General features: G+C 63.5%; 24 protein-coding genes and 1 pseudogene. 13 read left to right on the forward strand and 12 right to left on the reverse strand.

Annotation, left to right across the window (positions count from 1 at the left end):
• Positions 1-93: 93 nt before the first annotated feature.
• The 4 genes from H1D44_RS09335 to H1D44_RS09350 all read right to left on the reverse strand — a co-directional run bounded on the left by H1D44_RS09335 (position 94) and on the right by H1D44_RS09350 (position 4,489).
• Positions 94-699 (reverse strand): DUF4276 family protein, encoded by a 606-nt coding sequence (locus tag H1D44_RS09335; RefSeq protein WP_181514583.1) that lies wholly within the window; start codon positions 697-699, stop codon positions 94-96.
• Complete coding sequence (locus H1D44_RS09340) at positions 690-1,844, reverse strand: AAA family ATPase (protein WP_181514584.1); 1,155 nt, start codon at positions 1,842-1,844, stop codon at positions 690-692. Before H1D44_RS09340 ends, H1D44_RS09335 begins: the two co-directional genes overlap by 10 nt.
• Before the next feature lie 262 nt (positions 1,845-2,106).
• A complete protein-coding gene (locus H1D44_RS09345) occupies positions 2,107-2,916 on the reverse strand; it encodes a M90 family metallopeptidase (RefSeq protein ID WP_181514585.1) in 810 nt (269 codons plus the stop codon).
• 4 nt (positions 2,917-2,920) lie between these two features.
• Positions 2,921-4,489, reverse strand: coding sequence for a bifunctional GNAT family N-acetyltransferase/carbon-nitrogen hydrolase family protein (locus H1D44_RS09350; RefSeq protein ID WP_181514586.1), 1,569 nt, complete (start codon positions 4,487-4,489; stop codon positions 2,921-2,923).
• Between the two features lie 205 nt (positions 4,490-4,694).
• Here H1D44_RS09350 and H1D44_RS09355 point away from each other — a divergent pair, with 205 nt between their 5' ends.
• The 9 genes and pseudogenes from H1D44_RS09355 to H1D44_RS09390 all read left to right on the forward strand — a co-directional run bounded on the left by H1D44_RS09355 (position 4,695) and on the right by H1D44_RS09390 (position 12,501).
• Positions 4,695-5,942, forward strand: a complete 1,248-nt coding sequence (locus H1D44_RS09355; RefSeq protein WP_181514587.1) for an ABC transporter ATP-binding protein — start codon at positions 4,695-4,697, stop codon at positions 5,940-5,942.
• The gene (locus H1D44_RS09360) at positions 5,939-7,249 is read left to right on the forward strand and encodes an ABC transporter substrate-binding protein (RefSeq protein WP_181514588.1); all 1,311 of its coding nucleotides are present in this window, start codon (positions 5,939-5,941) and stop codon (positions 7,247-7,249) included. Before H1D44_RS09355 ends, H1D44_RS09360 begins: the two co-directional genes overlap by 4 nt.
• Positions 7,250-7,437: 188 nt before the next feature.
• Entirely contained in the window at positions 7,438-8,298 is an 861-nt protein-coding gene (locus H1D44_RS09365; RefSeq protein ID WP_181514633.1) for a carbohydrate ABC transporter permease, read from the forward strand.
• Positions 8,295-9,137 (forward strand): carbohydrate ABC transporter permease, encoded by an 843-nt coding sequence (locus H1D44_RS09370; RefSeq protein WP_181514589.1) that lies wholly within the window; start codon positions 8,295-8,297, stop codon positions 9,135-9,137. Before H1D44_RS09365 ends, H1D44_RS09370 begins: the two co-directional genes overlap by 4 nt.
• Before the next feature lie 721 nt (positions 9,138-9,858).
• Positions 9,859-10,002 carry a hypothetical protein gene (locus H1D44_RS09375; protein ID WP_181514590.1) on the forward strand — a complete coding sequence of 48 codons (144 nt, stop codon included), beginning with the start codon at positions 9,859-9,861 and terminating at the stop codon, positions 10,000-10,002.
• Between the two features lie 98 nt (positions 10,003-10,100).
• Positions 10,101-11,042 carry an N-acetyl-gamma-glutamyl-phosphate reductase gene (gene argC, locus H1D44_RS09380; protein WP_181514591.1) on the forward strand — a complete coding sequence of 314 codons (942 nt, stop codon included), beginning with the start codon at positions 10,101-10,103 and terminating at the stop codon, positions 11,040-11,042.
• Positions 11,043-11,151: 109 nt separating this feature from the next.
• The gene (locus tag H1D44_RS09385; RefSeq protein WP_275299065.1) at positions 11,152-11,517 is read left to right on the forward strand and encodes a GNAT family N-acetyltransferase; all 366 of its coding nucleotides are present in this window, start codon (positions 11,152-11,154) and stop codon (positions 11,515-11,517) included.
• Positions 11,518-11,574: 57 nt separating this feature from the next.
• A pseudogene (locus H1D44_RS21310) lies at positions 11,575-11,682 on the forward strand (carbohydrate ABC transporter permease); the annotation flags it as partial.
• A 51-nt stretch (positions 11,683-11,733) separates the two neighbouring features.
• A complete protein-coding gene (locus tag H1D44_RS09390) occupies positions 11,734-12,501 on the forward strand; it encodes a glutaredoxin family protein (RefSeq protein ID WP_181514593.1) in 768 nt (255 codons plus the stop codon).
• A 13-nt stretch (positions 12,502-12,514) separates the two neighbouring features.
• On the opposite strand, the gene H1D44_RS09395 is transcribed toward H1D44_RS09390, so the two are convergent.
• Together H1D44_RS09395 and H1D44_RS09400 are read right to left on the reverse strand one after the other, a co-directional pair.
• The gene (locus H1D44_RS09395; protein ID WP_181514594.1) at positions 12,515-13,090 is read right to left on the reverse strand and encodes a gamma-glutamylcyclotransferase; all 576 of its coding nucleotides are present in this window, start codon (positions 13,088-13,090) and stop codon (positions 12,515-12,517) included.
• Entirely contained in the window at positions 13,087-13,986 is a 900-nt protein-coding gene (locus tag H1D44_RS09400; RefSeq protein WP_181514634.1) for a DMT family transporter, read from the reverse strand. Before H1D44_RS09400 ends, H1D44_RS09395 begins: the two co-directional genes overlap by 4 nt.
• Positions 13,987-14,172: 186 nt before the next feature.
• Here H1D44_RS09400 and H1D44_RS09405 point away from each other — a divergent pair, with 186 nt between their 5' ends.
• Complete coding sequence (locus H1D44_RS09405) at positions 14,173-14,601, forward strand: hypothetical protein (RefSeq protein WP_181514595.1); 429 nt, start codon at positions 14,173-14,175, stop codon at positions 14,599-14,601.
• Positions 14,602-14,701: 100 nt separating this feature from the next.
• Here H1D44_RS09405 and H1D44_RS09410 read toward each other — a convergent pair whose 3' ends face one another.
• From H1D44_RS09410 to glcD, 5 genes are all read right to left on the reverse strand, one after another.
• Positions 14,702-14,953, reverse strand: a complete 252-nt coding sequence (locus tag H1D44_RS09410; protein WP_181514596.1) for a hypothetical protein — start codon at positions 14,951-14,953, stop codon at positions 14,702-14,704.
• Positions 14,954-15,171: 218 nt separating this feature from the next.
• A complete protein-coding gene (locus H1D44_RS09415) occupies positions 15,172-15,573 on the reverse strand; it encodes a GlcG/HbpS family heme-binding protein (protein WP_181514597.1) in 402 nt (133 codons plus the stop codon).
• A gap of 165 nt (positions 15,574-15,738) precedes the next feature.
• Positions 15,739-16,989: a glycolate oxidase subunit GlcF gene (gene glcF / locus H1D44_RS09420; RefSeq protein ID WP_181514598.1), complete on the reverse strand. Its 1,251-nt coding sequence runs from the start codon at positions 16,987-16,989 to the stop codon at positions 15,739-15,741.
• Between the two features lie 18 nt (positions 16,990-17,007).
• Positions 17,008-18,099: a glycolate oxidase subunit GlcE gene (gene glcE, locus H1D44_RS09425; RefSeq protein ID WP_181514599.1), complete on the reverse strand. Its 1,092-nt coding sequence runs from the start codon at positions 18,097-18,099 to the stop codon at positions 17,008-17,010.
• Between the two features lie 11 nt (positions 18,100-18,110).
• Positions 18,111-19,604: a glycolate oxidase subunit GlcD gene (gene glcD, locus H1D44_RS09430; RefSeq protein WP_181514600.1), complete on the reverse strand. Its 1,494-nt coding sequence runs from the start codon at positions 19,602-19,604 to the stop codon at positions 18,111-18,113.
• 194 nt (positions 19,605-19,798) lie between these two features.
• On the opposite strand from glcD, the gene glcC reads away from it, so the two are divergent.
• The gene (gene glcC, locus H1D44_RS09435; protein ID WP_181514601.1) at positions 19,799-20,575 is read left to right on the forward strand and encodes a transcriptional regulator GlcC; all 777 of its coding nucleotides are present in this window, start codon (positions 19,799-19,801) and stop codon (positions 20,573-20,575) included.
• A 40-nt stretch (positions 20,576-20,615) separates the two neighbouring features.
• Here the strand turns inward: glcC and H1D44_RS09440 are convergent, their stop codons facing one another.
• The gene (locus tag H1D44_RS09440) at positions 20,616-21,299 is read right to left on the reverse strand and encodes a GntR family transcriptional regulator (protein ID WP_181514602.1); all 684 of its coding nucleotides are present in this window, start codon (positions 21,297-21,299) and stop codon (positions 20,616-20,618) included.
• Positions 21,300-21,516: 217 nt separating this feature from the next.
• Between H1D44_RS09440 and H1D44_RS09445 the strand changes: the two genes are divergently transcribed.
• Together H1D44_RS09445 and H1D44_RS09450 are read left to right on the forward strand one after the other, a co-directional pair.
• Positions 21,517-21,978: a GlcG/HbpS family heme-binding protein gene (locus tag H1D44_RS09445; RefSeq protein ID WP_181514603.1), complete on the forward strand. Its 462-nt coding sequence runs from the start codon at positions 21,517-21,519 to the stop codon at positions 21,976-21,978.
• 182 nt (positions 21,979-22,160) lie between these two features.
• Entirely contained in the window at positions 22,161-23,135 is a 975-nt protein-coding gene (locus H1D44_RS09450; RefSeq protein WP_181514604.1) for a TRAP transporter substrate-binding protein, read from the forward strand.
• Positions 23,136-23,207 lie beyond the last annotated feature (72 nt).

The raw sequence follows: 23,207 nt of genomic DNA on the forward strand, positions 1-23,207 counted from the left end.
CGAGCTGAGCCAGAGGTAGCGCACCTTGAAATCGAGGTGGTCATTGTTGACGAATGCGATTGATCTGCTCCAGGAACTCGGCGCTACTGCTCCTTACTGACATGCCAGCTTCCCGATGCGGAGGCGTGTGCGTGCCAGGCTATCGGCACGCATGGAGGCCTCTTCCGGATCCCAGCAGCTGTAAACGAACTGGCTCAGCCGCTCGTTGTAGGCCAGACCCTGCCTGGGGCCGTGGCCATGATCGGCCACTATGTCCTGCTTGAGCGAAGAAGGCGAGTGACGAGCTACCAGGTTGAGCAAGGTTTGCTTTGGGTCGTTGAGGTCTTCCGGTGACTCCGGGAGCTTGGAGGGAGGGATGTGCGCAAATCTGGCAAAGTTATGCTTGTCGGCAAGCAACCAGGCTTCGACTTCACGAACCGCGACCCGGAAGAGCAGCTTATCTGGCTTCGCCTGTTGGCCAAGCCACTCCCCGATCAAGCTGGGAGCACACTCCTTGCGATCCAGGTCGGTCAGCAACACTACCGGGATATGAGGTGCCAGGTGGATCAATTCCGGCAGCTTCTTTTTCAGGTCGCCCGATCCTTTCGGTGGTATGGCAACCCCGATGCCCAGTTTGCCATCCGTCTCCTCGACTAACCTTTCCAGTACCGCAGCGCTCAGGCGATCCTCAACAGCGGTATAGATCGATATCATTCCCATAGCCCCAACTGCTCGATGCCCTTGGGGCGTGTCTTGGGCAGTACCACATCGGCCACGCTCAGGCCTGCATCCAGCCCCAGGGCCTCGACCTCATCGACGGAACGCACCGTAGTGCCTTCACGGCTGGGTTCGAGCACTACTACACCCCGTGGGTCTATACCTAGGTTGTTGAGCAGCGCCTGGCTATGGGTACTGATCAGTATCTGGCGCTTGGTTTTACGGGTGCGCTGCACTCGTTCGACCATCGCTGGGATTTGCTCCACAACGGCCTGGTGCAGCGACAGCTCGGGCTCCTCGAGCAATAACAATCCATTGCCATCTTGCAATGACCAGAGCATACCCAAAAGCCTAAGCGTGCCGTCGGAAAAGTGCTCCTCACCCTGCCAGCCAGCATTAGGGCGATGGTGCTCGTACAGTGCCCGGAGATGTGGGTGACCCATATCATCCTTCTCGAACCGCAGCTCCTTGAACTGCGGCACGGCAATGCTCAGCGCGGCCTGGATGCGCTTCAGGCGTGCATCTCGAGTATTTTTTTGTGTCTTGGACAGCCGCTCAAGGAAACCTTGGCCGAAAGGGTCATCCTCAAGCCGGTGGCCACCGATCTGCTCACCGAACTTGAGCAGCTGTGGCACCAAGTGAAGGTAGGTGGTTTCCGAGAACGCCCCGACAAGTTCACGAAAGTCACGATTGGCGGTAGCTTGCTCAAGGTGGGTCTGGGTTAGCACGAGGGGATCATCAAGCTCTCCTGCCAATGGGCGAGAAAGAATTTGCTTCCCGTGGTGCCAGACCTCCTCGGTGGTGACCAGGATGCGCTGCGCACCCTTGCCCTCAGGCCTGAACCCCAGCACATATTTCCAGCTTGGCGCTTCGTCCTCAAAGCCCTCCGCCAAGTGTGCCACGATCTTTACTTCGGGATCCCGACGGTGGTGCAGACAACGTAGTTTGGTGATGCCGCCGCGATCCTTGACTGCTTTCTGAAGCCCACCGCCATCTGGTTTGCAGATATCTCGCAGGAAGCGAAAGACATCGAGCAGGTTGGACTTGCCCGAGGCATTGGGACCGATGATGTAGGAGACGCGTGCAAGGTCCATCTCGGCTTGGCGGAAATTACGCCAGTTTTTCAATTCCAGATGCGTGATGACCATAGTGCCCTCAATCCAGCCGAACGACTTTCAGCGATTCGATGCCGCGGTTACCGACGTAGTGCTGCCATTGCTGGGTAGGAGTGAGAGAGTCGGCTCGCGTAGCTGGGTGTCAGTCTGGCTCATGGAGTGTCCCTGTCGCTCCAGCGGCGATGAGTGTACTTAGCCGATAGGTTATACAGACCATCATGATGAATCGGTAGGATAGCCGCAAGAGACCATATATCTTCCTTGAACGCAAAGTCATGGATGGCAATACACGGACCTAACGCAGTTCATCGGCAGGAAGCCGCTTCAACGGGTCCTGGCGGAAGTAGCGGGTGAGCAGGTCGTAGAGCTCGGGGTAGGCGCCACTGAGTACGTCGGGGCCGCTGAAGAAGTACTCGCAGCACACCGCGAAGCACTCGCCGGGATGGGTGGCGGCGTAGTCGTCGATGGGCGGCGCCTCGCCGCGCTCGAGATGGGCCTGGAGGTCGTCCCACACCGCGGTGAAGACGCGATGCCACTCCTTGGGATCCATGTCCCGGGGCAGCGGCGGGAAGCCGTCGATATCCAGCGAGTTGCCCATGTCGAGCTTGTGGGCGAGCTCGTGGATCACCACGTTGAAGCCGCTGAAGTCGCCGCTCTCCATCAGATCGGGGAAGGCCACCACCACCGGCCCCTGGGCCGAGGTCTCGCCGGCGCGCTCGTCCTCGTAGGCGTGCATCACACCGAATTCGTCCATCTCCTCCACCTGACGGTGGAAGGCATCGGGCAGGATCAGGATTTCGTGGAAGCCGGCGAAGGCCTCGTCATGCTCGTCGTCCGACCAGCCCAGCGTCAGCAGGCAGGCCTGGGCGGCCAGGGCCAGCTGGGCAGGCTCGTCGAAGGGGGTGTGGGCGGCCAGGTCGGGATGCATGCTGGTGCGCTTGGCATGCAGGAAGTGCCAGGCGCGCCGGCCCAGGCGCTGGCCTTCCTCGTCGCTGAGAAAGGCCAGCAGCGGCAGGCGCGAGCGGGCCTCGGCCCAGGCTTCCGCAGGAAGCGGGTGGCGGGCCTCGAAGCGCTCGGCCCGCCAGCGACGCAGGCGGTCGAACATGGCCTCAGCTCTCCTCCTGCCGCGCGCCGGACTTCCACGACCAGTCGCGCCAGCGCAGGTCGAACAGGTCCTTGCGCCGATCCTTGAGATTGGTCACCGAGCCTTCGGCGCGCACCACGGTGAGCCGGGTGAGGTCGAGATCGGAGAAGATCACCATCTCGGTGTTGGGCGTGGTCTCGGAGAGCACCGCGTCGTGGGGGAAGGCGAAGTCCGAGGGCGTGAAAACCGACGACTGGGCGTACTGGATGTCGAGGTTGCGGATCGACGGCACGTTGCCCACGCTGCCGCATAGCACGACGTAGCACTCGTTCTCGATGGCCCGGGCCTGGGAACAGTGGCGCACCCGCAGGTAGCCGTTCTTGGTGTCGGTCCAGAACGGCACGAACAGGATGTCCATGTCCTGGTCGGCCAGCAGCCGGCCGAGTTCGGGGAACTCTACGTCATAGCAGATCAGGATGCCGACGCGGCCGGCGTCGGTCTCGAACACGCGCAGCTCGTCGCCGCCCTCGATCACCCACTCGCGGCGCTCCTGGGGCGTGATGTGCAGCTTGGATTGCTTCTCGACGTCGCCGTCGCGATGGCACAGGTAGCTGACGTTGTAGAGCCGGTCGTCCTCGCCCACCTCGATCATCGAACCGGCAATGATGTTGATATTGTAGGAGACCGCCATGCGCGAAATCTCGGTCTTGAACTGCTCGGTGAAGCCGGCCAGGTAGCGGATGGCGGCGAGCTGGTCCTGCTGGGTGGCGCGGTCCTGCAAGCCCATCAGCGGCGCGTTGAACAGCTCCGGGAACACCGCAAAGTCGCTCTGGTAGCTGGAGATGGCGTCGACGAAGTACTCCACCTGCTGCAGCACCGACTCCACCGAAGCGGATTCGCGCATCTGCCACTGCACGGCGCCGACCCGAACCTGGGTGGGGCGATTCTCCAGCACCCGTTCGGCGGGCTCGTAAAGAATGTTGTTCCACTCCAGCAGGGTGGCGTAGCCCTGGGACTTCTCGTCCTCGGGCAGGTACTTGCGCAGCAGCCGCTTGACCAAAAAGTCGTTAGCCAACTGGAAGGAGAGAATCGGGTCGTGGATCTCCTTGCGCGCCACTCGGTCGAGGTACTCGGTGGGGCTCAGCTCCGGGTGCTCGTGGAAGTTGGGGATGCGACCGCCGGCGAGTATCGCCCGCAGGTTGAGCGAGCGGCACAGCTCCTTGCGTGCCTCGTAGAGACGCCGGCCCAGGCGGTAGCCGCGATAGTCGGGGTGGATCAGCACGTCCAGCCCGTACATGGCATCGCCCTCGGGGTCGTTCAAGATGATCTCGCGGTTGCCTACCAGGTCGTCGTACTTGTGCGGGTTGGAGAACTCGTCGTAGTCGACCCGCACGGTGAGCGCCACGCCCACCAGCCGCTCGTCGTCCTCGATGGCGATCTGGCCGTCGGGGAACTCCTGGATCAGCCGGTCGATGGAGTGCTGCGGCCAGGCGCCGCCGATGTCGTCGTAGACGGCATCCATCAGCTGCTTGAGCTGAGGGTAATCGTCCTGCGTCAGGTTGCGGAGATTGAGGTGCAGGTCGTCAAGGGACATTGCGCTCGGTTCCTGATCAGGGGAAAAGGCAATTCTAGCATGAGGGACGGGTGGTCCCGCCGTTGCCGTTCGGTAGCGGAACTGTCATGCCAGCGTCATCGATGCCTTTCAGGATGGCTCCACGAATTCGAATTTGCGACTACGCTGAGATTCGGGAGAGTCGATGACAGCCATGCCACGCCTTCACCGGCAACGCGGACGCAGCATGAACCCGAACAAGAACAATCACCCAGGGGCGCACGCAGCGCCCGATGATCGCCAGCGCATCCGGCTCGAGGCCGTGAGCAAGCGCTGGGGCGATACCACTGCCGTCGACGCCATCGGCTTCGATGTGGCGCCGGGGGAGTTTGTCATCCTGCTTGGCCCTTCGGGCTGCGGCAAGTCGACCACGCTGCGCATGATCGCCGGGCTCGAACAGGCGTCCGCCGGTCGCATCGAGATCGGCGGGCGCGACGTCACCCACCTGCCGCCGGGCGACCGTGGCATCAGCATGGTGTTCCAGTCCTACGCGCTGTTTCCTCACCTGAGCGTGGCCGACAACATCGTCTTCGGCCTGCGCAGCCGCAAGGTGCCCAAGGCCGAGCGCCGCGAGCGCCTGGCGCGGGTGGCCCAACTGGTCGATCTCGAAGCCTATCTCGAGCGCAAGCCGGCCCAGCTCTCCGGCGGCCAGCGCCAGCGGGTCGCGCTGGCCCGGGCGATCATCTCCGAACACCCCATCTGCCTGATGGACGAGCCGCTGTCCAACCTCGACGCCCGCCTGCGCGGCGAGATGCGCCGCGAGATCAAGGCCCTGCAGCAGCGGCTCGGCATGACGGTGATCTACGTCACCCACGACCAGGTCGAGGCGATGAGCATGGGCGATCGGGTGATCCTGATGCAGGAGGGTCGCATCGTACAGGATGCCACGCCAAGCGAGCTCTACGAGCGCCCGGCCAGCGCCTTCGCTGCCAGCTTCATCGGCAGCCCGGCGATGAACCTGGTGACGCTTGCCGCAGCGGCGGACGGCGCCGTGATCGATGGCGAGCCCCGCTGCAGTGTGGCACCCCACGAAGCCAAGGGGCACTGGCTGGGCCTGCGCCCGGAGGAGGTGCGCCTGCTGCCGGCTGATGAGCCCGGCGTGCCCGCCGAGGTGATCGATGCCGAATACCTCGGCGCCGACAGCATCGTGCGGCTCAAGGTGGGTAGCCAGCAGCTGCGCGCCCGCCTCGACGGCAGGCCATCACTCGCTGCCGGGGCGGCCTGCCGGCTGCAGTGGCGGCCAGAGACGGCGCATTTCTTCGATGCGAGCGATGGGCAACGTTTGGCGATAACGGGCCACGACCTGTCAGCGCGGACGGGGCGCCATCGCTTCGAGCCGGGCCGCCCCGGTGCCCAAGGCAATGCAGTGCAAGACCGTGAGGCCCAGGCCTCGTCATATCCCGCAGGGAACGACTCTCCAGGAGTGAACCGATGAACGCACGCTTCTCACTGATCAAACGCCGTCGAAAAGGCGTAACGGTGCTGGCCGGAGCCGGGCTTCTGGCGGCCGGCGCATTGACCGCTCAGGCCCAGACCGAGCTGACCATGTACTACCCGGTGGCCGTGGGCGGTGCCCTGACCGACGTGATCGACGGCCTGGTGGCCGAGTTCGAGAGTGAACACCCGGATATTTCGGTGAATGCCATCTATGCCGGCAACTACGACGACACCCGGGTACGGGCGATGTCGGCCATCGAGGCAGGCAACCCGCCACAGCTCTCGGTGCTGTTCTCCATCGACCTGTTCGACCTGCTGGAGCAGGACGCCATCGTCTCCTTCGACTCGGTGATCGAAACCGACGAGGAGCAGGAGTGGCTCGACGGCTTCTACCCCGGGCTGATGGAGAACGGCCAGATCGACGGTCAGACCTACGGCATCCCCTTCCAGCGCTCCACCATCGTGCTGTACTGGAACAAGGACGCCTTCGAGGCCGCCGGGCTCGACCCCGAGACGCCGCCCGAGAACTGGGAGGAGATGGCCGAGATGGCTGCCGCGGTGCGCGAGGCGAGCAACGGCCAGCAGTGGGGCGTGATGGTGCCCTCTACCGGCTACCCCTACTGGATGTTCCAGGCATTCGCCTTCCAGAATGGCCACCGGCTGATGAACGAAGAGGGCACCGAGGTCTACTTCGACGACCCTGCCGCCATCGAGGCGCTGGAATACTGGGTCTCACTTTCCCAGGAGCATCAGGCCATGCCCGACGGCACCATCGAGTGGGGCACGCTGCGCCAGAACTTCATCGAGGAAGCCACGGCCATGATGTGGCACACCACCGGCAACCTCACCGCGGTGCGCAACGAAGCGGGCTTCGACTTCGGCGTGGCGAAACTCCCCATGAACACCCAGCGTGGCAGCCCCACCGGGGGCGGCAATTTCTACCTGTTCAAGGACAGCACCGAGGAGGAGCAGCGCGCGGCGATGACCTTCATCCGCTGGATGACCGACCCCGAGCGTGCCGCGGCCTGGTCTATCGAGACCGGCTACATGGGCGTCAGTCCGGCCTCCTACGAGACCGAGGCGCTGCGTGACTACGTCGAGGAGTTCGCCCCGGCGGCGGTGGCCCGCGATCAGCTCGAGCACGCCACCGCGGAGCTGGCCACCTACCAGGGCGGACGCGTGCGCCGGGCGCTGGACAACGCCGTGCAGGCGGCGCTGACTGGCCAGATGTCACCCGAGGAGGCGTTGCGCCAGGCCCAAGGTGAAGCCGACGCGGCGCTGCGCCGCTACGCACGCTCACATTGAGGAAAGGCCGACTCGACGAGTTTTCGCAGACGAGGCCGCCGGGGACAAAGGTCAATGAGGAGGCGCTGTGAATCCCTCCTTGGACGCTACATTTGCCATCCATGGCAAATGACCTCCTCATTGACCTATCCCCGGCGCCGCGATGGTGCAGGAGTCAAACCTTGGTAATCCATGGCGCCAACCGACGTATGCAAATCTACGGTGCGCTGTTGCTGCTGCCGGCGGCGGTGCTGCTTGGCACCTTCGCTTACCTGCCCACCGTGGCGACGCTGATCAACAGCCTATTCCTGCCCGGCTTTCGCGGCGCGCCGCCGGAGTTCGTCGGGCTGGAGAACTACGCGATGCTGGTGGAGGATCGCACCTTCTGGCGGGTGGCGCGCAACAACCTGATCTATGCCCTCGGCACCATTCCCACCTCCATCGCCCTGGCGTTGTGCATGGCGCTGTTCGTCAACGCCCGGCTGCCAGGGCGCGGCTTCGTGCGCATGGCCTATTTCACCCCGACCATCCTGCCGATGATCGCCGCGGCCAACATCTGGATGTTCTTCTACGCGCCGCAGATCGGCCTGTTCAACAAGCTGCTCGGCGCGCTGGGGCTCTCCGGGGTGAACTGGCTGGGCGACCCCAGCGTGGCGCTGACCTCGGTGATCGTGATGACGGTGTGGAAGGAAGCCGGTTTCTTCATGATCTTCTATCTGGCGGCGCTGCAGAGCATACCGCCGGAGTTGAAGGAGGCCTCGGACCTGGAGGGCACCAGCCGCTGGAGCTTCTTCTGGCGGGTCACCTTCCCGCTGCTGATGCCGACTACGCTGTTCGTGCTGATCAATGCCTTGATCAACGCCGTGCGGGTGGTCGATCACCTGTTCATCCTGACCAAGGGCGGGCCCAACAACGCCACCAACCTGCTGCTCTACTACGTCTACGAGAACGCCTTCTCGTTCTTCGACCGCACCTATGCGGCCACCATCACCGTGGTGATCCTGCTGGTGTTGGCCGTGGTGGCCACGCTCAAGTTCACCGTGCTTGACCGCAGGACGCACTATCAATGAACCGCGCCATCAGCCCCACCGCCAGCCGCTACGTCCTGCGCGTGCCGAGCCTCGAGACCACGGCCGCCTGGCTGCTGGCGATCATCTGGATCTTCCCGCTGCTCTACGCGATCTGGGCCGCCTTCCATCCGCCGGCCTACATGGTGCGCTTCGATCTGTTCGCTCCGCTGACGCTGGACAACTTTACCAACGCCTGGGCCCAGGCGCCGTTCGCCCGCTACTACCTCAACACCTTCCTGCTGGTCACCGGGGTGGTGCTGGGTCAGTTCGTGGTCTGCACCCTGGCGGCCTTCGCCTTCGCCCGCTTTCCCATTCCCGGGCGCGACGTGCTGTTCATGCTGGTGCTGATCCAGCTGTTCGTCTTCCCCGAGGTGCTGATCGTCGAGAACTACCGCATCGCAAGCTCCCTGGGGCTGGTCGACACCATCACCGGCATCGGGCTGCCCTACGTGGCCAGCGCCTTCGGCATCTTCCTCTTGCGCCAGACCTTCAAGACCATCCCCCGCGAGCTGGAGGAGGCGGCCCGGGTGGAGGGCTGCGGCTGGATGGCGATCCTGCTCAAGGTCTACGTGCCCTTGGCCAAGCCCACCTACCTGGCCTACGGCCTGGTCTCGATCAGCCATCACTGGAACAACTTCCTGTGGCCGCTGGTGGTTACCAATTCGGTGGAGAGCCGCCCGCTCACCGTGGGGCTCGGCATCTTCTCGGCGCCGGAAACCGGTGTCAACTGGGCCACCGTCAGCGCCGCCACGCTGCTCAGCATTGCGCCGCTGCTGGTCGCCTTCCTGCTGTTCCAGCGCCAGTTCGTGCAGTCGTTCCTCAGGGCGGGGATTCGGTGAGTGTTCCTCCGTGGAGACTCTTGCACGGCCTTGGTCCCACAATATGCGGGATTCTAATGAGCCGACTCTAGGAGCCATGAGGTCCAGCACTGGATGGACTCCAACTTGTAGGGTTGTGGATGCCCAAAGTGCTTCTTGGCAATTTTTTCACTAGCCTCAGAAAAGTTTGCAATCATTTTGTTGATCTCCATTTATTCAATTTATAGCTAAGCCTTATTAAGCTGTGGCGTACATTTGTAAGTTTTATATTACCGTTTTTTTGAGATGATGCTTACGAATTCTGGAGCTTTGGTCGTGCAGGGATTTTGGTGGGTGTCTATGTGATAATTAAAGCTCTTGTGGTGGTTTTAAAAGTAGAGGAGGCTGTGATTTTCACCTTTGAGTCCTTCTTCGGGATCAATGACGCTCAGTCTGAGACGGAGCAGCTGGTGCGGTTCGGCCAGGGCCTCACGCCGTGCGGCCGCCTACACAGAATCTCCGAGCCTGGATTTCGAGGCCAAATCGGTACCTCCCCCGGTGCCTCCTGTGTGATGGCAACGTCATTTGGCCCCATGCTGGCGCTTATGAAGCTCTTGAATATCGAACCCTGGTTAAAACCGGCGCCATACTCTTATGAATTCGATTTTCGCGCCGGCGCTCACCGGAAGGTACTCCTTTTTGCTGGGTCAGGCTGCATGTCCCAGGTTCCTCTCTGGAGTTCTGCCGGAAGGTGCTGCATGACATGGGGGTACTGACGATGCCCGCTGAACTGTTCGGCGAGAAGCATGGCATGCGCTTGACCTTCGTGCGTCCCACGGCCGAACTCGAGGAAGGCCTTTCCAGGATCAAGTCGGTTCTCCTTGAGTCGGCAGGGCAGACAGCCTAGTTGGCAGGCGTCGAGTTTTCACTGGCAGGCTGTTGCGCCTCAGTGCCGGCCTGTTGTGACGCCGCGTTGGCGCTTACGCTGAGGATAAGGTGACCAATATGAAGAGTGTGTTTATCGATGGCGAGTCAGGGACTACGGGGCTTCAGGTCCGTGAGCGTCTGGCGCGCCACCCCCAGATCGAAGTCGTAAGTATCGATCCGGAACTCAAGCGCGATGCGAACGAAAAGCGTCGTCTGATGCGGGAAGTGGATGTCGCCGTGCTCTGCTTGCCGGATGCGGCAGCGAAAGAGGCGGCGGCGCTGGCGCAAGAGGCAGGCTGTCGCGTGCTCGACGCGAGTTCGGCTCACCGGACCGCCGAGGGGTGGGTCTTTGGGTTACCGGAGCTCAACGACCGGCAGCGCGTCGCGATCGCTGGTGCGCAGTGTGTGGCCAATCCCGGGTGCTACGCCACAGGAGCTATTTTGATGCTGGCACCCTTGGTGTCTGCTGGGGTTCTGTCGGCAGATGATATCTACGCCATCAATGCCGTCTCGGGCTATTCCGGGGGGGGCAAGCAGCTCATCGAGCGCTATGAGAGCGGGGAGTCCCAGAACCCCGCTGTGGCGGCCTATGGCCTGGATTTTCAGCACAAGCATGTCCGGGAGATCCAGGTGCTCAGCGGCCTGGCCCATGCCCCTATCTTCATTCCGAGTGTGGGGGACTACCGCCAAGGAATGCTGGTGAGCATCCCGCTGCAGGAGGTAAGCGGCAGACAGCTGGATCGCCTGCTGGACACTTTCGAAGCGTATTATCGCGCGGAAGACTTCGTGAAGCTCCAAGCCTTCAACACGGTCGATCCGGATACGGCGCCGTTCCTAACGCCACATGGCTTGGATGGTAGCAACGAGGTACATATTCATCTCTTCGGATCCGAAGATGGTTCCCGAGGCCTGTTGGTGGCCAAGCTGGATAACCTCGGCAAGGGCGCTTCCGGTGCGGCAGTGCAAAACCTGAATCTGATGCTGGGGCTCGATGAGTCCCTCGGCGTCGACATTCGCTGAAGGAGCTGCCGTTGGAATTTATCAAATACGATGCTTTGGGAAATGACTACCTTGTTCTCGACCCTGCTTCTTGCGACCTTATCCTGGACCCGGCGGTCATTCGGCGTATTTGCGACCGTCATCACGCTCTTGGGAGCGATGGCATTTTGTACGGCCCCTTCTTCGACAATGGATCGGGTACCTGAACTACTCCTACTTCATGAACGATCGGCCCGGGTACTTCATTACGTCCGACAAGGTCCATCCGGACTATCAGGGGAAGGGGCTGGGGAGCTATATCCTGGGGCAGGCTATTGAGTATGCGCCGGCCATGGGTATCGAGGTGCTGGCAACCACCATCTTCGCTTCCAATACGCCCAGTATCAGGTTGTTCGAGAAGTTCCAGTTCAAGCGCTGGGGCTTCATGCCCAAGGTCGCCCGAATGGGAGATGTTGAGCATGACCTCGTGATGGTTGGGCGTCGTGTGGCCCTTTAGCGTATGCCGAGGGGACTAAGCATATATCCATAGACTTGACACAGCGTATCTCCCCGGGCCACCGTCAGCGCCGCCACGCTGCTCAGCATTGCGCCGCTGCTGGTCGCCTTCCTGCTGTTCCAGCGCCAGTTCGTGCAGTCGTTCCTCAGGGCGGGGATTCGCTGACGCTCCCATTGGCTACCCTTGGGGTGAATGCACGACCCAAGGAGAGATGCCATGGCTCAGGGACAGTCAGTGGGGCAGGGTAAGCAGGCCAAGCTATACCGCATGGTCATGGAAGAGCACCTGTGCCCCTTCGGCCTGAAGAGCAAGGACCTGCTGAAGCGCAAGGGCTTCGAGGTCGAGGATCACCATCTGACCACGCGGGAGGAGACTGAGGCGTTCAAGGAAGAGCATGGGGTCGATACCACGCCCCAGGCCTTCATCGATGGCCGGCGCATCGGTGGCTACGACGAGCTGCGGGAATACTTTGACCTGGCCACACCGGACGCCGACGAGACCACCTACCAACCGGTGATCGCCCTGTTCGCCACGGCGTTGCTGATGGGGCTGGCCGTGAGTTGGACCGCGACCGGTTCGCTGGTGAGCGCCAGGATGCCGGAATACTTCGTGGCCATTGCCATGACCCTGCTGGGGCTGCAGAAGCTCAAGGACGTGGAGAGCTTCAGCACCATGTTCCTCAACTACGATCTGCTGGCGCAGCGCCAGGTGCGCTACGGTTACGTCTATCCCTATGCCGAGACGCTGGCAGGCATTCTGATGCTGGCCGGCGCCCTGGTGTGGCTGGCCGCTCCCGTCGCGCTGTTCATCGGTACGGTGGGCGCCGTCTCGGTGTTCAAGGCGGTCTACATCGACAAGCGCGAACTCAAGTGTGCCTGCGTGGGCGGCGACAGCCAGGTGCCGCTGGGCTTCGTGTCGCTGACCGAGAACTTGATCATGATCGGTATGGGGCTATGGATGCCGCTACGCATGTACGTTCTCTAGCACTACTGTCCAGCTACCTGGCCATAGATCGGAGGTCTCTGACCCGGTCGGCCAGTGCGACGACATGCTCATCCTCGGCACCGAGGTCTTCCAGAGCAGCGGCAAGGTTCAGCAGGTAGTCGCGGTTGGCGCCGCTGGGGCCGTGAGCGGTGGCGATCTGCAGGGCCATGTCGTCGAGCGGGGCGTCGCCGAGGAAGGCGGCGTTGTCCTGGGTGGCTAGATAGACCAGCCCTTCGGCGTGGCTACCGTCGTGGAAGTGCATGAGGGTGAGTTCGCGCAGATAGCCATTCTTTTCGCGCACGTCCAGCGGTCCCAGCACTTCGGCACCGATACGATAGGCCATGCCTTGGCAGATCGAGCCGGGGGATTCGACCAGGGTGACCACGCGGCCCGGGTTCTCCGGGGTTCCACGATGATCGTGAGAGCCTTGCCAGAAGCGCCTGGCCCAGCCTTCGATATGGGCGGGCCGTCGCTCCTGGTAAGGGAACTCCGCCTTCCAGATCAACGAGCCATAGCCGAACAGCCAGATTGCCTCGGCGTCGGCGAAGAACACCCGTTCGCGATTGAGCTGTGTGGTGTCGAGGGTCATGGGCTGCGAGTGGCTCGGCGTATGAGAGGTTGGGTCAGGGTCTGGGCCATGAGCACTCCGCTCAGCACCATCGCGCCGCCGACCAGGTGGAAAGCCGCGATGCGCTCACCCAGGTACGCCATGGCGATCAGGGCGCTGAACAAGGGCATCAGGTTGATGAAGATACTGGCCTGGCTGGCGCCGATTTGTCGGATGGCGCGCATCCACAAGAAGGTGGTGATGATCGAGGCGGGAATCCCGGCATACAGGATCAGCCAGACGTTCTGGCCGTCGACCGGGGTCATCGGGCCCATCAGGTAGGGTGGCAACAGGAAAAGTACGGCGAACACCACCTGGGCGTAGAGCAGCACCCAGGGAGGCAGGTCCAGTGGCCAGCGCTTGAGCATCACGCCATAGAGGGCGTAGCAGGTGGCGGCGATGACCATCAGCAGGTCGCCAAGGGCCACCTCGAGCTGAAGCAAGGAGAGCGGATCGCCACGCCCGAGCAGCACCATGACGCCGAACAGAGCGAGCAGGCCGCCCACGGTGCCGCCAAGGCTCGGCGCTTCGCGCAGGATCAGGGCACTCAACAGTACCGTGAGCAGTGGCACCATGGCCGCGAGAATGCCCATGTTGGTGGCCGAGGTGGTTTCGGCGGCGACATAGGCAAGCCCCTGCCACAACCCCATGCCGAGCAGGCCGAGAGTGGCTAGCTTGATCCACTCGCGGCGAATCGTATGGCGGTGGCGCCAGGCGGCCGGCAACAGGAAGGGAGTGAGCACGGCCAGCGCCAGTAGCCAGCGCAGGAAGGCGATGCTGCTGGGCGCGATGGTGCCCACGGTGAGCTGGTTGATGGTCATGTTGCCCGACCAGATCAGCACGGCGCCCAGCGGGGGCAGGAAGTAAAGCAGCGGCATGGTGCCTCTCGACATGGTGTGGCCCCCTGCGTCGGGGCTCGCGAAAGCCAACATGATATCGGTCTGCTGCGTGGGTGCAAATCATGAGGAGGCTAATCTTGCTGCCGTCTGGCATTCGTGGCAGTTGGGCTACGCTTACCAGTGGCGAGTCCAAAAACACACAACGCTAACATCGAGGTGAAAACCATGGAGCATCGACACTACGGATGGATGGCACTGTGTACTGCGCTGGGCCTGGCTCTTTTTGCCAGCCATGTGCAGGCTGAATCGCATGGCGATGACCCTGCCCTGGAAGATGCCGTTGCCTACTCCGGTCGCTGGGCGACCGAGCCGGCCCTTTGTGAGCGCGACGAGGAGGAGGATCAAGCCATTACGCTTGGCCCGTCACGTATTGAGGGTAGCGAGGCCTCGTGTGACATGGAGGTCACGGAAGAGGGAGACAACGTCTGGGAGGCCCAGCTCGACTGCCCGGCCGATGACATGGCCACGGACGAACGGATCCGCATGTCGCTCGAAGCGGGAGACGAGGCGGAAGATGACGTGCTGACGCTGACCTACCTTGATCGCGAGGATCATGAGGTCACCCTGGTGCGTTGCCCCGGGCCGGGCGAATGATTGACATGTTCCACGCAAGCCATGAGCCGAGCCCCACCGAGGTGGGGCTCATTTCGTCAGGCTTGCAGCGACACTGGGCCTGCCAGGAGCGGAGGGTAGCTCAAACCCCGAGAATGCCCTTGGCCTCGTTCAAGACTTCCTCTGACTGACCGTGATCGCCATCGTTGTGGTACTGCTCACCTTGTGCACGCAGTTCGTTGACCCGTTCCAGTTCGTCCTCGCTGAGCTGAGCGACAATTTCTTCATTTTGTAGCGCTTCGTCGATGTCGGCCATCAGTGCAGGGCACATGTGAGCCCAGGCGGGTGCCATGAAGGCCATCAGTACCATGGCGGCAAAGAGCTTCTTGATCATTGTAATTCCTCCCTTTGGGCGTGGCCCGGCCTACGCCTTGCCAGGCTGGCCCTGGTGAATACCTGTCGTCAGGTGCCGTGCCGAACGCCTGCCGCCTTTCGACCGGTCAGGCTGCGGTCTGGCGCTGTCAGTATAGATGGCCGCTGCGTTTCGCACCGAAACGACGACGCCCCGGAGCCACAGCAGCCAACGGGGCGTCGACGAGCGAAGCGGTATGGTCAGGCGACGGCGGCGATGCCGGCCTTGGCGACCTGTACGTCCTGGTCGGGCTTGACGCCGGAGACACCGACGGTGCCGGCCATCTGGCCCTCGACCATCACCGGCACGCCGCCGGAGAGCAGGCCCTGCATCGGCGCGGAGAGGAAGGCGTTACGGCCGCCGTTGATCATGTCCTCGAAGGCCTGGGTCTCTCGGGCGCCGAGCGCCGAGCTGCGGGCCTTCTGGGTGGCGACGTCGGGGGTCATGGCCGGGGCGCCATCGAGGCGGCGCAGGCCGAGCAGGTGGCCGCCGTCGTCGGCAACGGCGATGGTCACCTTCCAGTCGTTGGCTTCCGCTTCTTGCTGAGCGGCATCGAGGATGGCGTTGACGTCGGTCAGGGTGAGTACGGGTTTGGTCTTCATGGGGCTCTCCTTGAGTCGTAATGTTGTCGGTGATGAGCTTCCCGGCGACAAAGCCACGCGAGGGCGCTGTGAACCCGTCCCTGGGCGCTACTTTTGCCATCCATGGCAAAAGACCCTCGCTTTGGCTTGTCCCCGGCGCTCATCTGCCGCGTTGCTGAATACTCTCTAAGCGTTGCCCGCCGAGGGGGGCAACGACTCATCGACGATTTCGATCCAATGCCTGACCGGCGTGCGCCCCGCGCCGTTGAGGTGCGTCTGGCAGCCGATGTTGGCAGTCACGATGGTCTCCGGGTTGCCGGCCTCGAGGGCGTTGAGCTTGTTGTCGCGCAGCTGGGTGGCCAGTTCCGGCTGGGTGATCGAGTAGGTGCCCGCCGAGCCGCAGCAGAGGTGGGCGTCCTGCACGGGCGTGAGGGTGAAGCCGAGTTTGACCAGCACGCCCTCCACCGCGCCGCCGAGTTTCTGGGCGTGCTGCAGGGTGCAGGGGCAGTGGAAGGCCAGCCGGCGGCCTTCGTTGACCTCGAGGCTCGTCAGCTCTTCGTCGCGCAGCACCTCGACCAGATCCTTGGCAAGCTCGCTCACGCGCTTGGCCTTGTCGGCGTAGGCGGGGTCGTCCTTGAGGATGTCGCGGTACTCCTTGACGAAGGCGCCGCAGCCGCTGGCGGTCTGCACGATGGCTTCCGCGCCGGCCTCAATGTGCGGCCACCAGGCGTCGATGTTGGCCCGCGCCCGGGCGCGGCCGTCGTCCTGGGCATTGAGGTGAAAATCGATGGCGCCGCAGCAGCCGGCCTCGGCGACCGGCGTCAGGCCGATGCCCAGCCGATCAAGCACCCGCGCGGTGGCGGCATTGGTATTGGGCGAGAGCCCCGGCTGCACGCAGCCCTCGAGAATCAGCATCTGCCGTGCGTGGCGCTGGTACTCGGGGCGCGTGCCGGCATCGGCCGGGGAGGGCGGCAGCTTGTCCTTGAGCTTGCCGGGTACCAGCGGCTTGAAGGTCTGGCCCAGCTTGAGCAGTGCCTGAAAGCGCTTGGGCTCCACCAGCGCCTTGCGCAGCGCATAGCGCTGGGCGCGGTCGGCGCGGCTGCGTGGCACCCGGCGCTCGATCTCGGCACGGCCGATGTCGAGCAGCTTGTGGTACTCCACGCCGGAGGGGCAGGTGGTCTCGCAGTTGCGACAGGTCAGGCAGCGGTCCAGGTGCAGGCGAGTCTGCTCGGTGACGTTTTCGCTGTCATCCGGGTTTTCCAGCATCTGCTTCATCAGGTAGATGCGCCCGCGCGGCCCGTCGCGCTCGTCGCCCAGCAGCTGATAGGTGGGGCAGGTGGCGTTACAGAAGCCGCAGTGCACGCAGCTGCGCAGGACGCGATCGGCCTCCTGGATATGCGGCTGCTTGAGGGCTTCCTCGGTGAAGTGCGTCTGCATGTCGAAATCCTGTACGTCTCAGAGCGCCGCGTAGAGCCGGCCGGGGTTGAAGAGTCCCTTGGGGTCGAGCTGTGCCTTGAGGTTGCGGTGATACTTCAACAACAGTTCGGGCAGCGGCGTGAAGGGCTCGGTGGCGTGAGGCCGGGGACCGTAGCAGGTGGCGTGGCCTCCGGCAGACTGGCAGGCGCGGCGCAGGGTTTCGGCGTCGAGGTCGCTGCGCAGCCAGCGCTGGGCCCCGGCCCAATCGTGGATCATTTCCCGCTCATCGATGTCGGGCAGGTCCAGGGCTGGCGCGCGGTGGGGCAGCGAGAGTCGCCACAGCGGGGCGTCCCCGCCGCGGAAGAACCCGAGGCGCTGATCACGCAGGGCGGTCCAGAAGCCGTTGTCGAGGTCGTCGCCGCCGATACGCGCGCGAGTCGCTTCCACCGAGCTTGGCCCGCCCTCCAGGCGCAGGTGCAGGGCGCCGTCGAGCCAGGCGGCGGCGCTGATCGGCAGCGGCTCGCGGCCCCATTCGGCCAGGCGCAGGCGGGCCTCCTCGAGGGAAAGCTCCAGGTGCAGGCTGTGGGTGGCGCCGGGCTTGGGCAGCACCTTGAATGACATCTCGGTGATCAGGCCCAGGCTGCCCTGGGCGCCGACCATCAGGCGTGACAGATCGTAGCCCGCCACGTTTTTCATCACTTCACCGCCGAAGCGCTGCTCGATGCCTTCGTGGCTGATCACTCGTGTGCCCAGCACGAAATCGCGCACGCTGCCGGCCCAAGGGCGGCGGGGGCCGGAGAGCCCGGTGGCGACCATACCGCCCACGGTGCTGCCTTCGCCGTAGCGGGGCGGCTCGAAGGGCAGCATCTGGCCGTGCTCTTCGAGGGTGGCTTCCAGCTCGGCCAGCGGTGTGCCGGTGCGCACCGAGACCACCAGTTCCACCGGGTCGTAAAAGCTGATGCCGCGATGCTCGCGGGTGGAGAGCTCGTTGCCCTTCACTTCGCGGCCATAGAAGTAGCGTGTGTCACCGCCGACGATGCGCAGCGGCGTGCCCTCCGCGGCGGCCTGGCGGATGCGCTCGGCCAGGGCGGCGCTGGCGTCATGGTCTTGGGGGGTCGTTGCGTTTGCCATGGTCACTCCAGTCAGCCCTGCGGTGCGGCCGGGGCACTGTCGGCGGCACTCTTGATAGTGCGGAACTCCGAGCAGCGCGCCGGGGTGGGAATGTTCTTGCCCGGGTTGAGCAGGTCGTTGGGGTCGAAGGCGGCCTTGGCGGCGCGGAAGGTGGCCAGCTCGTCGGGTCGAAACTGGGCGCACATCTGGTTGATCTTCTCGCGGCCGACGCCGTGCTCGCCGGTGATGGTGCCCCCGACCCTGACGCACAGCTCGAGGATCTCGCCGCCCAGCGCCTCGGCCACGGCCAGCTCGCCCTCGCGGTTGGCATCGAACAGGATCAGCGGGTGCATGTTGCCATCGCCGGCGTGGAATACGTTGGCCACCTTCAGGCCGTAGCGCTCGGAGAGGTCGCTGATTCCCTTGAGCACCCCTGCCAGCTCGCGGCGCGGGATGGTGCCATCCATGCAGTAGTAGTCGGGCGACATGCGGCCCACTGCGGGAAAGGCATTCTTGCGCCCGGCCCAGAACCTGGCGCGCTCGGCGTCGTCGCGGGCCTGCTTGATACCGGTGGCACCGGCCTTCTCCAGCACGCGGCGCACGGTTTCACAGTCGTCGTCGACGTCCGCCTCGACGCCGTCGAGCTCGCACAGCAGGATCGCCTCGGCATCTACCGGGTAGCCGGCGCCGATGAAGTCCTCGGCGGCGATGATGGCCAGCTTGTCCATCATCTCCAGTCCGCCGGGGATGATGCCGGCCTCGATGATGGCGCCCACGGCGTTGCCGGCCTTTTCGACGTCATCGAAGCTGGCCATCAGCACCTTTGCCACCTCAGGCTTGGGCAGCAGCTTGACGGTGATCTCGGTGACCACGCCGAGCATGCCCTCGGAGCCGTTGAACAGCGCCAGCAGGTCGAAGCCGGGGGCGTCCAGGGCATCGCTGCCCAGGGTCATGCGCTCGCCCTCGATGGTGAGGATCTCTACCTTGATCACGTTGTGTACGGTCAGCCCGTACTTCAGACAGTGCACGCCACCGGCGTTCTCGGCCACGTTGCCGCCGATGGAGCAGGCGATCTGGGAAGAGGGATCCGGGGCGTAATAGAGCCCGTAGGGCGAGGCGGCTTCGGAGATCGCCAGGTTGCGCACCCCGGGCTCGACTCGGGCGATACGCGCCTCGGGGTCGATCTCGAGAATGCGCGAGAAGCGTGACATGACCAGCAGTACGCCGTGCTCCAGGGGCAGGGCGCCGGCGGAGAGCCCCGTGCCGGCGCCGCGGGTCACCACCGGCACGCCGAGGCGATGGCACGTCTGGAGCAGGCGCTGGATCTGGTCCAGCGAGTCGGGCAGCGCCACCAGCAGCGGCAGGGTGCGGTAGACGGAGAGGCCGTCGCACTCGAAGGGACGCATGTCCTCTTCGCGATGCAGTAGCAGCATGTCCGGTATGGCCTCGGCCAGGCTGTCGCGAATGGCAGCCCTGTCCAGCTTCGGCGCCGGACCATCGAGTCGTTCGTCGTAGAGGATGTTCATGCAAGCCCTCAATTGCGAGTCTTGGCGGCGGGTTGTCCTTTGTGATGGCGACAATGTGAGCCTTGCAGGGCAACCTGTCCAGTCTGTGGTCTACTGGTATGACCAGTTGTTCTCGGCTATCATGGAAATAATTTTCATGGTACACAATGGCGCATCTGATCCCAGGCCTCAAGCCCATTCGTGCGGAGAAGTCCATGCTTCAGGATAGTGAACAGTTGCTGCCTACGCGCACGCCTGATGCCGTGGCGGCACGCCTCGAGCGGCTGATCCTCGAGGGCGTGTTCCGGCCAGGGCAGCTGTTGCCCTCGGAGCGTCGCCTGTGCGATCGCCTTGGCGTGTCGCGAACCTCTCTGCGGGAGGGGCTGCGAGTGCTGCGCAGCAAAGGCATCATCGTGACCCGTCAAGGCCGGGGCTCGGAGGTGGCGCCGCTGGTGGCGGGCCGCGACGACAGCCCGCTGATGCACCTGTTTCGCGACCATCCGCGCACCCTCTTCGACCTGCTCGAGGTCCGCTCGTTGCTCGAGGGCGAGTCGGCCAGGCTTGCAGCCGAGCGGGCTACCCCGGCGGATAGGGTGCTGATCCAGCGCTGCTACGAGACCATGACGGCGTACATCGAGTCAGGTCAGGAGATCGATGTGGAGCGTCTGGCGCACATGGACCACGCCTTTCATCTGGCAATCTGCCAGGCTTCCCACAACCCTGTGCTGGTGCATACCTTGCAGTCGCTCACCGACCTGCTGCTGAGCTCGGTGTATGCCTCGGTGAACAACCTTTATCATCGTGAGGCCCCGCGGCAGATGATCAACCGCCAACATGCCCGGCTCTACCGGGCGGTGATGGAGGGCAGGGCTCAGGCAGCGAAGCGTGCAGCGCTCGACCACCTCGGCGGAATCGAGGCCCAACTGCGCGAGATCGAGGCCGAGGAGCAGCGCCTGGAGCGCTCGGCCATGCGGTTGGGCGAATGGAAGTAAGGGAATACGGGGCGTGTTGCCTGCCTGCAACAGGGTCGAATCAGGACGCGGCCGCACTGCGCTTTTGCTCGACATCAATGACGTCGGTCAGTGACGCCACCTCGAGCTTGTTGCACAGGTGGTCGCGCAGGATCTGTCCGAGCCGCTTGCTGTCACGCTGCTTGAGGGCCACGATCATCTCTTCGTGGTCCTCTACTGCGCGGCGCCAGTAATCTTCGCTCATCTCCTTCGAATAGCGCACGCGCTTCACTCGCTGGCTCAGATTATTGTACATCTCGAGCAGCACGTCGTTGCCCGAGGCGTTGAGCAGGCTTTCGTGAATCTGCTGGTTGACGCGGAAATACTCCATGGCCTTACGCTCACGATAAAAGCTCAGCATCTCATCATGCAGGGCGCAGATAGCGTCGATTCCCTCATCACTGATGCGCTGGCAGGCGAGCTCCCCCGAGAGACCCTCCAGGGCTCCCATCAAGTCATAGGTATCCTTGACCATCTTGTAGGTCAGCTGCTTGACCCGAGCCCCCCGATTGGGGAGCAACTCCACCAGACCTTCCGAAGCCAGCACCTTCAGCGCTTCGCGTAGCGGGGTGCGGGAGACGCCAAAGGTATCGCAAAGCTCCCGCTCGGGTATCCGCTCACCTGAGGCGAGCTCGCCTCGTTCGATCATGTTGCGTACCCGGTCGGCCACTTCTCCGTAGAGATTGCGGTGCTGAATCTTGCTCATCCTCTTCTCCTCCCTGCGATAGTGGCCCGGAACGTTCCTGGCGGTTTTGCCACGTTGCTGTTCGGGCGCTGACTCCCTGACCGTTCCGAATGTATTGGATAGTGGCGGGAACGGAAAGGGTGTGCAAAGTTATTATGAATGCAAAATTCTATTCGTGGCAACGTGACACTGATTTCCGTTCGACAAGGACGGGTATGAGCACAAGAGGAGGCGTCCGATGGCAGGCAAGGTATTTCGCAGCAAGGTGCTGCTAGAGAGGCAGGCGGCGCGGGGGATCATAGATGGTGCCCTTGCGTTGGCCGAGCGCGAAGGCCTGGAGCCCTTGACGGTCACGGTGCTGGATGGTGGTGGCAACCTGGTGGCTGCTGAGCGTGCCGATGGCTGTTCGCCGCTGCGCTTTGCCGTTGCCAGCGGCAAGGCCTATGCCGCCTTGGGCAACGGTGCGGCGAGCGGGGTGATTGGCGAGCGCAACATCGAACGACCGGCCTTCCTGGCTAGCGTGGCGGTTGCTTCCGGGGGGCGCTCTATCCCCGTGGCTGGTGGTGTACTGATCCTCGATGCCGACCAGTGCGTCATCGGTGCCGTGGGTGTCAGCGGCGCCTCTTCGGCCGAGGATCAGCAGGCTGCCATCGCCGGTATCGAGGCGGCCGGCCTCGCCTGGGGGCTCGAGCCGGCGTGAGCCGAGTCGGTGGCACCGCTTCAAGACACTTGACACCGCGCAAGAGAGGGGACTAGCTTCATTCAAGACGCATAACGTATAAAGAATTCAATTTGCGTCGCCTCGCCGACACTGTCGCCTTCCACTTCGTCGTGTCGGCTGGCCAGCTTCAGCGCCATCACTACAACAAGAGGAAACGCGCCATGCATCTGCTACGTCTCACGGCGGTCGCCGCCGCTGTCGCCCTCGTCTCGGCCCCGCTCCAGGCCCGCGAGATCACCTTCGGCCACGTCGGTGGCCCCGACTCACTGTTCAGCGATTCCGCCAATTATTTCGCCGAATTGGTCAACGAGCGACTGCCCGAGCCCTACGAGGTGGTGGTGTTCGGCTCCAGCCAGCTGGGCACCGACTCCGAGCTGCTCCAGCGCATGCGGCTTGGTACCGTCGACCTGGCGCTGCCCTCCACCATCATGTCCTCGGTAGCGGACGAATTCGGCCTCTTCGAGCTGCCCTACCTGATTCAGGATCGTGAGCACATGAAGCGGGTCGAGGAGGAGGTCTTCTGGCCGGAGCTGGCGCCGCTGGCCGAGCAGAACGGCTACCGCATTCTTGCAGTGTGGGAGAACGGCTTCCGTCACATCACCAACAACCGGCGTGCGATCAACACGCCCGAAGACCTGCGTGGCATCAAGCTGCGAGTGCCACAAGGCGTATGGCGGGTACGGATGTTCGAGGAGTACGGCGCCGAGCCCTCTCCGATGTCGCTTTCCGAAGTGTTCATGGCCCTGCAGACCGGTGTCATGGATGGCCAGGAGAATCCGCTGGCTCAGATCGCCGGACAACGCTTCCAGGAAGTACAGAACTACCTCTCCCTCACCGGGCACGTCTATACCCCGGCCTATCTCACCGCTGGACGCCGCTTCAACAACCTCCCGGACGAGATCCAGGAAATCATCATCGAGGCGGCCAGAGAGACCCAGGCATTTGTCTACGAGCACGCCGCCCAGCTCGACCAGGATCTCATCGACGTGATTCGTCAGGCGAACACCGAGGTGAACGAGGTCGATACCTCGGTCTTCATCGAGGCCTCCGGCCCGATCTACGAAGCCTTCTCCAGTGAAGTGCCCGGTTCCCAGGCGTTGATCGACAGGGTATTGGCGCTCGGCAACGACTCCTGATCCGCCCCGCCTATTCGCGTGGCCTGCCCCTCCCCGCGCCACTCACCGGCGCGGGGGACCTGCCCCAAACCT

The sequence above is a fragment of the Billgrantia kenyensis genome (genome assembly GCF_013697085.1).
GTDB lineage: Bacteria > Pseudomonadota > Gammaproteobacteria > Pseudomonadales > Halomonadaceae > Halomonas > Halomonas kenyensis.